This is a genomic window from Silanimonas sp., assembly GCF_044377035.1.
Classification (GTDB): Bacteria; Pseudomonadota; Gammaproteobacteria; order Xanthomonadales; family Xanthomonadaceae; genus Silanimonas.
This window is the reverse complement of the sequence record NZ_JBILJW010000014.1, coordinates 80,988-90,799: the sequence shown is the minus strand read 5'-3', so window position 1 is coordinate 90,799 and position 9,812 is coordinate 80,988. Positions and strand designations below refer to the sequence as shown.

The following is a 9,812-nucleotide window of genomic DNA, read 5'->3' as shown; positions in this document are numbered from 1 at the left end:
CCCGCCGGAGCGGGCCTCGTGATGCCAGGGACGTCGCGGTCCGGCCGCAAGGGCCGACGCGACCCCGCGCTTACGGCAGCGCCGGCGGGGTGGCGTTGTTGTGGATGAACTTCTCGAAGATGCGCGAGTAGTCACGCGTGGTGTGGCGGTCGAGCATCGCGGCGTTGAGGTTGTCGAGCACGGCGTTGAAATGCGAGACCACCGCCGCTTCGCCCTGCAGGTTGCCGAGCTTCAGCATGCCGCCCATCGCATCGAGGGTGCGCACGGCGTTGTCGCGCGAGATGGCGTCGCGCGACTGCTGGCGGCCGATGGCGATCAGCGCCTTGTAGATGTCCTTCACCTGCTCGATGAAGCTCTTCTTGACGTCGATGCTGAAGTGCGCCTCGCCGATCGAGAACTTCAGCTCGACGTCCATGTCCATGTTGCCGGCCGTCTCGATGGCGCAGTAGCCGATGCGGTTGCTGGCGTACTCGTAGCGCTTCACCGTGCGCTTGGTCGACACCGCCGACTCGCCGTCGACGTGGATCAGCGCCTGGTTGGTGAAGCAGTACTCGTCCTTCTTCGATTTGATCAGGAAGAAGATGCGCTCGCCGTCCTCGTGGAAGAGGTAGTCGTCGGCGTCGACCTTGTCGAACTCCGAGGCGGGGACGATGACGCCGATGTCGCTGATGCCGAGGGCTTCGGCGGCGAGTTTCTTGAACATGGGGAAGGCTCCTGAACGAGGGGATGGGGCCGGAACGATGGCCTGAAACCGGTGACCGCCGGGTTACGAATCGGTGAGCAATCGCCCCCCTGTCCACGCCCGGCCGACGCGGCGCGGCGATAATGCCCGACCGCGCCCGGAACCGACCCCTGCCCGATGTCACGCTTTTTCGCCCCGATGATCCGCCTGCTGCGCCCTGTTGCGCTGGCCACCCTGCTGTTCGGCGCCGCCGGTGCGCAGGCCATCGAGCAGGACGACCTGCTGCCGGTCGACGAGGCCTTCGCGCTCAGCGCGTCGGCGCCCGCGCGCGACACCGTGGCGGTGCGTTTCGCCATCGCCGACGGCTACTACCTGTACCGGCACCGCACCAGCGTCGAGGTACTGGACGGGGGCTTCACCGCCGGCCCGCTGGTCCTGCCGGCAGGCGACAAGCACACCGACGAGTTCTTCGGCGAGGTCGAAACCTATCGCGGTTCGCTCGAAGCGACCCTGCCCGGCAACGCCGACGCCACCGCGACGACCCTGCGCCTGCGGGTGAAGTACCAGGGCTGCGCGGATCTCGGCATCTGCTACCCACCGCAGGCCCGCGAGGTCACCGTCTCGTTGCCGCCGGCGCCCGCAGGCGACGCATCCGCCGCCCTGCCACCCGTCGCCGGCCTGCTCTCCGGCGGGCGCAGCAGCGGCCTGCTCTCGAACAACACGGCCAACGGGGAGGCCGGGCTGACGGCGACCGGCGCCGCGGGCCTGCCCCTGCCCGATATCGAGGCCTACCGGCTCGAGGCTGTCACCGACGGCCCCGATCGCATCGTGGTGCGCTTCACCATCGCGCCGGGCTACTACCTCTACCGCGACAAGACCACCTTCGCTGCGCAGAGCGATCGCGGCGCGCTCGTGCGCCCCGGCGAGTGGCCGGCCGCGCGCACGCACAGCGACGAATACTTCGGCGAGCAGGCCGTCTACTACGACGAAGTGCTGGTGCCGCTCGACGTCGTCCGCACGCAAAGCGGGGCCGACACGCTGCGCCTGACCGTGGGCTTCATGGGCTGCCAGGAGAACGGCGTCTGCTACCCGCCGCTGAAGCGCGTGCTCACCGTCGATTTGGCCGATGCGCCGGCGAATGCTGACGCGCCCTCCGCCGAAGGCGCGATATCCGACACGGCTGGCCCGAGCGCGAGCCGCGCCGCGGACGGCATCGGCCTGTTCGCCGCCCTGGCGTTCGCCCTGTTCGGCGGACTGATCCTCAACCTGATGCCCTGCGTGCTGCCGATCCTCTCGCTGAAGGCGCTCGGGCTTGCCGGCAGCGGCGAGAGTGCGGAGAAGGCCCGCTCGCATGCGCTCTGGTACACGGCGGGCGTCGTGCTCAGCTTCGCGGCACTCGGCGGGCTGGCGCTCGCGCTGCGCGAAGCCGGCCTGGCGCTGGGCTGGGGCTTCCAGTTGCAGCAGCCGGCGGTGGTGGGCGGCCTTGCCTTGCTGATGTTCGCGGTCGGTCTGTCGCTCTCCGGCGTGTTCAACCTCGGCGGCGGGCTGGCCAATGTCGGCGGCGCGCTCACGCAGAAGTCCGGCCCGGCCGGCGATTTCTTCACTGGCGTGTTGGCGGTCGTGGTGGCCGCGCCCTGCACCGCGCCCTTCATGGGCGCCGCGCTGGCTTACGCCTTTGCGGCCTCGCCCGTCGTCGCCATCGGCGTGTTCGTGGCGCTGGGCATCGGCCTCGCCCTGCCCTTCCTCGCCATCGGCTTCGTTCCGGGCCTGGCGCAGCGCCTGCCGAAGCCCGGCGCGTGGATGGACACGCTGAAGCAGGTGCTCGCCTTCCCCATGTACCTGACGGCCGTGTGGCTGGTGTGGGTGCTGGCCAAGCAGCGCGGCGCCGATGCCGTGGGTTGGGTGCTGGGTGGCGCGGTGCTGCTCGCCCTTGGCCTGTGGGCGTGGGAGCAGGCGCGCTTCAAGAGCGCCACGATGCGGGCCTTCGCGATCGTCATTGCGACGCTCGGCGTGGCCGCGCTGTGGCCGGTGCAGCAGCTGCCTTCGGCGCGGGAAGCCGCGGCGGCCGCAGGCACCAATGCCAGCGCGAACGCGCCTTCGCAGCCCGCCGCGGACGGCAGCGTGCCCTACTCGGCCGAGGCCCTGGCCGCGCTGCGCGCCGAGGGCCGCGTGGTCTTCGTCAACATGACCGCGGACTGGTGCGTGAGCTGCAAGGCCAACGAGCGTGCGGTGCTCTCCACCGACGCCTTCGCCGCCGCGCGCAACGGCGCCAACGCCGTGTACATGAAGGGCGACTGGACCGACGTCGATCCCGCCATCACCGCCTACCTGCAGCAGTACGGCGCGGTGGGCGTGCCGTTCTACGCGGTGTACCCGGCCGGCGGCGGCGAGCCAGAGATCCTGCCCAACCTGCTCACGATCGGCATCGTCGAGTCCGCGCTGACCAAGGCCACGGCGAAGTGAGTTTCGACGCATGAAGCCTTGGCAGCAGTGGGCGCTGATCGGCGCGTTCGCCGTCGCGAGCGCCGCGCTCGGCATCTGGCTGCGTGGCGAGTTCGACGCCGCGCGCACGCCACCCGCGCCGGAGGGACTGAAGGTCGTCGCGCTCGGTGCATCGGCGGAACCACTGCTGGGCACCACGCTCGACGGCGTGAACCAGCCGTTGCCGGGCGAAGGCCGCTGGCGGCTGATCAACTTCTGGGCCAGCTGGTGCCCGCCCTGCGTCGAGGAGATGCCCGTGCTCGACGCCTATCACCACGCGCAAGGCACGGACGGCGTGCAGGTGATCGGCATCGCGCTGGAGGACGCCGCCGACGCGCGCGCCTTCCTCGATCGAGTGCCGGTGGGCTTCCCGATCTTCGCGGAGCCAAACTCGACCCGCGACAGCTCGGTGCGCCTCGGCAATGCCCGCGGCCTGCTGCCCTACACCGTGCTGATCGACCCGCAGGGCCGGCTGGTGGCGCAGCACTTGAGCCCGTTCCCGGACGCCGCCGCCATCGCCGGATGGGTCGACGGCGCGAAGGCCAACGCGCCGCGCTGAGTTTCAACCGTCAAGAAAAGCGAAGCCCCGCGAAACCGGGGCTTCGGCAGCAGCGTGGCGGCGGATCAGCGACCGTTGGCGGCGTCGATCAGCACATTGCCCGTGCGGGCGGTCGAGCCGGTAGGCGGCCGCGAGGACGAGGGACTTCTTCATTGGGGGAAACTCCATTCGATGGGGGGCTCTCGACCGGGGGGTCTCGAGACGGGGGGAAGCCGGCACGGGGGGGGGTGCTGGGCGGGGCCAAGTTAGCGGACTCGCCACCGGCACAATCAGAGACGGGCGCGAACGGAAACCCCGCCCAGCGCCAGCGCCGCGGCACATAACCAAATTCAAACGGCTGCGATCTCCGGGGATCTCACCCCGAAAGCCTAGACAGGCGGCTCTAGGGCGGGCAGGCTGTGCACCTTGCCCTCCCCGGCCCGATCCCGCGTCATGGCCTCGATCCTCGTCCTGCACGGCCCCAACCTCAACCTGCTCGGCACCCGCGAGCCGGAGGTGTATGGCCATGACACGCTGGTCGACATCGACGCCCGCCTGGGCGACCGGGCCGCGGCCGCGGGCCACGCGCTCAGCGCCTTCCAAAGCAATGCCGAGCATGCGCTCGTCGATCGGGTGCAGGCCACCCGGGCCGACGGCACCGCCATCGTGCTGATCAATCCGGCGGCCTATACCCATACCTCGGTGGCCCTGCGCGACGCCTTCGCCGCGGTCCGCACGCCCTTCATCGAAGTGCACATGAGCAACCCCCACGCCCGCGAGCCCTTCCGCCACCACAGCTACCTGTCCGACCTCGCCGTCGGCGTGGTCTGCGGCTTCGGGCCGCAGAGCTACCTGCTGGCCCTCGAGGCGGCGATCGCCCGGCTCGATGCGCCCCGGCACGAAGCCGGCGGCCGCTGAGCGTCCTTCCCCTTTCCACCTTCACCGCACGCGAGACCGTCCATGGACCTCCGTAAAATCAAGGCACTGATCGACCTGCTCGAGAAGTCCAACCTCACCGAAATCGAGATCAAGGAAGGCGAGGAATCCGTCCGCCTGTCGCGCGCCAGCCGCGCCGCGCCGATGCCCACCTACGTGCAGGCCGCGCCCGCCGAGCACGCCCCGGCCCCGGCTCCGGTCGCGCACGCCGCGCCGGCCGCGGGCAAGGCGCCGGCCGCCGAGCACGCCAGCGAATCGCACGGCAAGCCGGGCAAGGACGTGCCGGACGGCCACACCATCCGCTCGCCGATGGTCGGCACCTTCTACGCCAGCCCGAGCCCGGACGCCGCGCCCTTCGTGAAGGTCGGTCAGACGGTCAAGGCCGGCGACACGCTCGGCATCATCGAGGCCATGAAGATGTTCAACCCGATCGAGGCCGACGTCAGCGGCACGGTGCGCGCGATCCTGGTGAAGGGCGGCCAGCCGATCGAGTTCGACGAACCCATGTTCGTGATCGGCTGAGGCCGGCGCCATGCTCAAGAAAGTCGTCATCGCCAACCGCGGCGAAATCGCGCTCCGCGTGATGCGCGCCTGCCACGCACTGGGCATCCAGACCGTGGCCGTGCACAGCACCGTCGACCGCAACCTCAAGCACGTGGCCATGGCCGACGAGTCCGTCTGCATCGGCCCCGCACCCTCGGCCGAGAGCTACCTCAACATCCCGGCGATCATTGCCGCGGCCGAAGTGACCGACGCCGACGGCATCCACCCGGGCTACGGCTTCCTCTCCGAGAACGCCACCTTCGCCGAGCGCGTCGAGGGCTCGGGCTTCGTCTTCATCGGCCCCACCGCCGACGTCATCCGCATGATGGGCGACAAGGTCGAAGCCATCCGCGCGATGAAGGACGCCGGCGTGCCCTGCGTGCCGGGCTCCGGCGGCCCGTTGCCCGAGGACGAAGAGGAATGCCTGCGCATCGGCCGCGAGATCGGGTATCCCGTGATCATCAAGGCCGCGGGCGGCGGCGGCGGCCGCGGCATGCGCGTCGTCCGCGAGGAAGGCGCACTCATCGCCTCCATCGCCACCACGCAGGCCGAGGCCAAGGCGGCCTTCGGCAACGGCATGGTGTACATGGAGAAGTTCCTCGAGAACCCGCGCCACGTCGAGATCCAGGTGCTGGCCGACGGCCAGGGCAATGCCATCCACCTCGGTGAGCGCGACTGCTCGATGCAGCGCCGCCACCAGAAGGTCGTCGAGGAAGCGCCCGCGCCCGGCATCACCGAGCAGCAGCGCGCCGAGATCGGCAAGGTGTGCACCGACGCCTGCATCCGCATCGGCTACCGCGGCGCCGGCACCTTCGAGTTCCTGTACGAGAACGGCCGCTTCTACTTCATCGAGATGAACACCCGCATCCAGGTCGAGCATCCGGTGACCGAGCTCGTCACCGGCATCGACCTGGTGCGCGAGCAGCTGCTGATCGCCGGTGGCGAGAAGCTCTCGATCAAGCAGGAAGACATCGTCCTGCGCGGGCATTCGATCGAATGCCGAATCAATGCGGAAGACCCGGAAACCTTCGCGCCCTGCCCCGGCCTGATCAAGCATTTCCATGCCGCCGGCGGCCCCGGCGTGCGCGTCGATTCGCACATCTACGAGGGCTACAAGGTCCCGCCGAACTACGATTCGATGATCGGCAAGCTGATCGTCCACGGCGCCACCCGCGCGCAGGCCATCGCCCGCATGCGCGTGGCGCTCGCCGAGATGATCGTCGACGGCATCAAGACGAACATCCCGCTGCAGCAGCGGATCATGGCCGACATCGGCTTCCAGCAAGGCGGCACCAACATCCACTACCTCGAGAAGCGGCTGGCCGAGCGCAAGGAAAAGAGCTTCGGCCTCGGCTGAAGCTCGGCTCGCACGCTCAAGCCCCCGGAACAGCGCAAGGACGCACGATGGCCGGTACGACGAAACGTTCCATCGCGATGCTCGGTCTCGTCATCGCGACGGTGGGGTCGTTGGACCATTGCGCGAAGGACCTCGCGCGCCACCTCGAACCCCCAAGGCGAGAACAGGTGGGTTTCGGGCCGGTCGAGTTCGATGACGTCGGCTTGACCGACCAAGGGGGTCGGATCGTGGACATGGTGACGGTATCCACGCAGCCTCGAAGCTGGAACCAAGCCTCAAACCTGTTCCGCCCCTGGGAGGCCTGCACGGAGGGTCGCGACTACGCGTACACCCGACGGACACCGGCCGTCGAGATGGAGGATGAGGGCGAGTGGCTCCGAGAGCGACCCAAGGGCACGCGATTTGTCCAACGCGTCGTCTGCGAGGGGCCGCTGCCCAACGAGTTGGAATGGACGTCGGATCTCCTTCCACCGGACGCCATGCAGCGCGTGGTTCGCCAACTCAAGCCGCTCGTGCCAGAGGGCCCGGATGGGGACGTTCCGGGCTTGGAGTTTCGCGCGGGATGGTTCGGTGACGACTACCAGGACAAGCGATACGAGTCCTTCAACAAGATCGTTGGGGACGCCACCAAGGACCAGCACGCGCGTTGCGGCGGCCCCGTCACCTTGGTGGACATCGCCACGATGAGTGAACCCAAGGGCGATGATGCGAACCGAGGAGGTTCGAGGACCCTGATCGTCGGCATGTATTTCGAGTGCGCCACCCATCGCGCCGCTGCGACACCGCCTACCGAACCGACCGCCACATCACGGACCCCGAGCCCGCCATGACCATGATCGAACCCGCCGCCGCCGATTTCACGATGACCGTACTGATGACGCCGGACAAGGCGAACTTCAGCGGCAAGGTGCACGGAGGCGCGCTGCTCAAGCTGCTCGACGAAGTCGCCTACGCCTGCGCCTCGCGCTACGCGGGACGCTACTGCGTGACGCTGTCGGTCGACCAGGTGACCTTCCGCGAGGCGATCCATGTCGGTGAACTCGTGCACTTCATGGCGCGGGTGAACTACACCGGCACCAGCTCGATGGAGATCGGCGTCAAGGTCGTGGCGGAGAACATCCGCGAGCGCTCGGTGCGCCACGTCAACAGTTGCTTCTTCACCATGGTGGCGATGGGCGACGACGGCCGCCCCACGCCGGTGCCGCCGCTCGATCCTCAGACGGAAGACGAGAAGCGGCGCTTCCGCAAGGGCGAACAACGCCGCGCGCTGCGCGCCGAGAACGCGAAGCGCCTGGCCGAGATCAAGTCCGGCGGCTGAGCCTTGGGCAAAGCGTCAGGGTGGCTTCCGGCACCGGGCCGGGCGTCATACGGGCTTCCGCCACTGGGCGCTTGGCGAGGCAAAGCGTCTGATGCACGCACGGCCAGGGCGGCATCTCGCCGCCCGCCGAACGTGGAGACGCACCATGAAACCCCTCGCGCTTGCTGCGCTTTCCCTCCTGCTGCTGTCCGGCACGGCCGCGGCTTCGAACTCCGTGCCCCGCGTCGATGCGGTCGCGGATGCCGTGCCCACTGACGGCATCGCCGTCGCCTGCCGTGATCCGCAGATCCGCCTCGCCGATGTCGAGGCCGTGCTTGGCACGCACGATGCCGTCCGCATCGGCACGCTGCGCAACGGCCTCACCCAGGCGGTGCAGGAGGCCTGCGGGCAGGGCATCGCAAGCATCGTCGTGACGCGACGCGGCCTGGCCGTCGACTGGGCCCCCGCTCTGGAGCGCAGCTCGGCCGTTGCCATCGCCCTGCGCTGACCCGGTCGGCACGGCGAGTCGCACCGCGTGCCCGGGCCGGCCGGGCGCGCGTGCGACAATGCCGGCATGACGACGCCCTTCGCCTCGCTCGGCCTGCCCGAGCCCCTTGCCCGCGCCTGCGAGTCGCTCGGCTTCACCGAGCCCACGCCGATCCAGCAGCAGGCCATCGGCCCCGCACTGCAGGGTCGCGACCTTCTCGCGCAAGCGCGCACCGGCAGCGGCAAGACGCTGGCCTTCGGCCTGCCCCTGCTGGCGAAGATCGAACCGGCCGCGCTCCGCGCGCAGGCGCTGGTGCTCTGCCCCACGCGCGAGCTCGCCGACCAGGTGGCCAAGGACCTGCGCGCCGCCGCGCGCTTCCTGCCCAACCTGAAGATCGTGACGCTCTGCGGCGGCATTCCACTGCGCCCGCAGCTGGCCTCGCTCGAAGTCGCGCCGGACGTCGTCGTCGGTACGCCGGGCCGCATCCTCGAACTGATTGCCGATAGCGAGTCGTCAAGAGCTGCGTTGTCGCTCGAACACGTCAGCACCTTCGTGCTCGACGAAGCCGACCGCATGCTCGACATGGGCTTCGTCGAGGACATCCGCACGCTGGCCAAGCGCCTGCCGAAGACGTCGCAGACCCTGCTGTTCTCGGCCACCTTCAGCGAGGACATCCGCGCCATCGCCGCTACGCTGCTGCGCGATCCGCTGGAGATCGCCGCGGCGCTCGACGACGCGCCGAAGATCGACGAGTGGGTGCACGTGGTCGAAGGCAGCCAACGCCACTGGGCGGTGATGCAGGTGTTGGCCGACAAGGCGCCCGAGGCCACGCTGGTCTTCTGCAACACGCGCAAGGAAACCGCCGCGCTCACCGAAGCGCTGCAGCGCGAAGGCTTTGCCGCCGACGCCCTGCACGGCGACCTCGAACAGCGCGAGCGCGAGGAAGTGCTTGCACGCTTCGCCAACGGCAGCCTGCGCGTGCTCGTCGCCACCGACGTCGCCGCACGCGGCATCGACATCGCCGGCCTGCCGATGGTGCTCAGCGCCGAGATCGCCTCGGACGCCGACCAGCACGTGCACCGCATCGGCCGCACCGGTCGTGCCGGCGAAACCGGCCTCGCCGTCAGCATCGTCACGCCCTCGGAAGCGCACTGGCGGCGCAGCATCGAAGCCGCCCGCGGCGCGCCCTTCCAGGAGCGCTCGCTGCGGCTCAGCGCGCAGCGTCCGAAGCCGCTGCCCGCCGCGTTCCGCACGCTGCAGATCGACGCTGGCCGTCAGGACAAGCTGCGCCCCGGCGACGTGATGGGCGCATTGACCGGCGCGGCCGGCCTACCCGCCGAGGCGGTGGGCAAGATCAGCCTCTACCCCACGCGCTGCTACGTCGCGGTGGCGCGCGCGCAGGCCGAAAAGGCGCTGGCCAAACTGCGCGAGCAGGGCATCAAGGGCCGGAAGCTGCGGGTGAAGGCCATCGGCTGAGTTCGGCGATGGCTA

At 69.5% G+C, this 9,812-nt stretch carries 11 protein-coding genes; 9 read left to right on the top strand and 2 right to left on the bottom strand.

Translation table 11 applies throughout. The features are described 5' to 3' along the window. Positions 1 to 70: 70 nt before the first annotated feature. Positions 71 to 703 (bottom strand): PH domain-containing protein, encoded by a 633-nt coding sequence (locus ACIQ6S_RS09585; protein ID WP_297867351.1) that lies wholly within the window; start codon positions 701 to 703, stop codon positions 71 to 73. A gap of 156 nt (positions 704 to 859) precedes the next feature. Here ACIQ6S_RS09585 and ACIQ6S_RS09580 point away from each other — a divergent pair, with 156 nt between their 5' ends. Both ACIQ6S_RS09580 and ACIQ6S_RS09575 read left to right on the top strand, forming a co-directional pair. Next, on the top strand, positions 860 to 3,145 hold the full coding sequence (locus ACIQ6S_RS09580) for a protein-disulfide reductase DsbD family protein (RefSeq protein WP_397608162.1): 2,286 nt from the start codon (positions 860 to 862) through the stop codon (positions 3,143 to 3,145). A gap of 10 nt (positions 3,146 to 3,155) precedes the next feature. Continuing rightward, complete coding sequence (locus tag ACIQ6S_RS09575) at positions 3,156 to 3,722, top strand: TlpA disulfide reductase family protein (protein WP_397608161.1); 567 nt, start codon at positions 3,156 to 3,158, stop codon at positions 3,720 to 3,722. A gap of 3 nt (positions 3,723 to 3,725) precedes the next feature. Here the strand turns inward: ACIQ6S_RS09575 and ACIQ6S_RS09570 are convergent, their stop codons facing one another. Further along, entirely contained in the window at positions 3,726 to 3,875 is a 150-nt protein-coding gene (locus ACIQ6S_RS09570) for a hypothetical protein (protein ID WP_397608160.1), read from the bottom strand. A 279-nt stretch (positions 3,876 to 4,154) separates the two neighbouring features. On the opposite strand from ACIQ6S_RS09570, the gene aroQ reads away from it, so the two are divergent. The 7 genes from aroQ (at position 4,155) to dbpA (ending at position 9,797) form a co-directional block, all read left to right on the top strand. Beyond that, a complete protein-coding gene (aroQ, locus tag ACIQ6S_RS09565) occupies positions 4,155 to 4,619 on the top strand; it encodes a type II 3-dehydroquinate dehydratase (protein WP_397608159.1) in 465 nt (154 codons plus the stop codon). 42 nt (positions 4,620 to 4,661) lie between these two features. Continuing rightward, positions 4,662 to 5,159, top strand: a complete 498-nt coding sequence (gene accB, locus ACIQ6S_RS09560) for an acetyl-CoA carboxylase biotin carboxyl carrier protein (protein ID WP_397574189.1) — start codon at positions 4,662 to 4,664, stop codon at positions 5,157 to 5,159. A 10-nt stretch (positions 5,160 to 5,169) separates the two neighbouring features. Next, positions 5,170 to 6,537, top strand: a complete 1,368-nt coding sequence (gene accC / locus ACIQ6S_RS09555; protein WP_397608158.1) for an acetyl-CoA carboxylase biotin carboxylase subunit — start codon at positions 5,170 to 5,172, stop codon at positions 6,535 to 6,537. A gap of 47 nt (positions 6,538 to 6,584) precedes the next feature. Continuing rightward, on the top strand, positions 6,585 to 7,367 hold the full coding sequence (locus ACIQ6S_RS09550; protein WP_397608157.1) for a hypothetical protein: 783 nt from the start codon (positions 6,585 to 6,587) through the stop codon (positions 7,365 to 7,367). A 5-nt stretch (positions 7,368 to 7,372) separates the two neighbouring features. Continuing rightward, entirely contained in the window at positions 7,373 to 7,855 is a 483-nt protein-coding gene (locus ACIQ6S_RS09545) for an acyl-CoA thioesterase (protein ID WP_397608163.1), read from the top strand. A 145-nt stretch (positions 7,856 to 8,000) separates the two neighbouring features. Then, positions 8,001 to 8,342: a hypothetical protein gene (locus ACIQ6S_RS09540; protein ID WP_397608156.1), complete on the top strand. Its 342-nt coding sequence runs from the start codon at positions 8,001 to 8,003 to the stop codon at positions 8,340 to 8,342. 66 nt (positions 8,343 to 8,408) lie between these two features. Further along, on the top strand, positions 8,409 to 9,797 hold the full coding sequence (gene dbpA / locus ACIQ6S_RS09535) for an ATP-dependent RNA helicase DbpA (RefSeq protein WP_397608155.1): 1,389 nt from the start codon (positions 8,409 to 8,411) through the stop codon (positions 9,795 to 9,797). Positions 9,798 to 9,812 lie beyond the last annotated feature (15 nt).

What these genes read in the sequence shown, in the direction of transcription:
- ACIQ6S_RS09540 (WP_397608156.1), top strand. Translation starts at nt 8,001, where the DNA reads ATGAAACCCCTCGCGCTTGCTGCGCTTTCCCTCCTGCTGCTGTCCGGC.
- aroQ (WP_397608159.1), top strand. Translation starts at nt 4,155, where the DNA reads ATGGCCTCGATCCTCGTCCTGCACGGCCCCAACCTCAACCTGCTCGGC.
- ACIQ6S_RS09585 (WP_297867351.1), bottom strand. Translation starts at nt 703, where the DNA reads ATGTTCAAGAAACTCGCCGCCGAAGCCCTCGGCATCAGCGACATCGGC.
- ACIQ6S_RS09570 (WP_397608160.1), bottom strand. Translation starts at nt 3,875, where the DNA reads ATGAAGAAGTCCCTCGTCCTCGCGGCCGCCTACCGGCTCGACCGCCCG.
- ACIQ6S_RS09580 (WP_397608162.1), top strand. Translation starts at nt 860, where the DNA reads ATGTCACGCTTTTTCGCCCCGATGATCCGCCTGCTGCGCCCTGTTGCG.
- dbpA (WP_397608155.1), top strand. Translation starts at nt 8,409, where the DNA reads ATGACGACGCCCTTCGCCTCGCTCGGCCTGCCCGAGCCCCTTGCCCGC.
- ACIQ6S_RS09550 (WP_397608157.1), top strand. Translation starts at nt 6,585, where the DNA reads ATGGCCGGTACGACGAAACGTTCCATCGCGATGCTCGGTCTCGTCATC.
- accC (WP_397608158.1), top strand. Translation starts at nt 5,170, where the DNA reads ATGCTCAAGAAAGTCGTCATCGCCAACCGCGGCGAAATCGCGCTCCGC.
- ACIQ6S_RS09575 (WP_397608161.1), top strand. Translation starts at nt 3,156, where the DNA reads ATGAAGCCTTGGCAGCAGTGGGCGCTGATCGGCGCGTTCGCCGTCGCG.
- accB (WP_397574189.1), top strand. Translation starts at nt 4,662, where the DNA reads ATGGACCTCCGTAAAATCAAGGCACTGATCGACCTGCTCGAGAAGTCC.